The following is a 451-nucleotide window of genomic DNA, read 5'->3' on the forward strand; positions in this document are numbered from 1 at the left end:
GCCCCTCTCGAAGCGGTACTTCTGGCGATCGATCCAGCTGTCGATGTTGCCTTCGTCGCTCGCGCCCGTGAGCGTCGTCTCGCGCGCGGCGAAGCGCAGCAGGTTCGCGAGCGGCGATTGCGCCTCCATCATCGCCGCGGCGAGCTGCGACGCATCGTCCAGGCCCGTCACGCCGCGCACCGTCACGTCGTTCAGGAAGTTCTGCCACGCGGAGATGTAGTCCTGCAGGAACTGGTTGCGCGCCGAATCGGCGAGCTTCTGCACGAGTCCGTCGATCTGGAAGCTGTTGCCCGACAGCGTCTCGTCGCGCAGCACCCAGCTCTCCTCCTCGAGCATCGCGCGCGCGCTCTTCTGCAGGCGCGGCAGGAACACGTCCGTGTAGCCCGCGCGCGTGAACCAGCCCGACACCGCGGTGTCGGTCGACGGCACGTTGCTGCGCATGCGCAGGCTC

1 protein-coding gene is annotated in these 451 nt (G+C 68.1%); it reads right to left on the bottom strand.

Annotation, left to right across the window (positions count from 1 at the left end; genetic code table 11):
- Nucleotides 1-451: ImcF-related family protein (locus J5M67_RS28545; protein ID WP_243434938.1), on the bottom strand; the 451-nt coding region annotated here is incomplete at both ends.

It is taken from the genome of Pseudomonas sp. 30_B, assembly GCF_017491605.1.
Taxonomy (GTDB): Bacteria; Pseudomonadota; Gammaproteobacteria; order Pseudomonadales; family Pseudomonadaceae; genus Pseudomonas.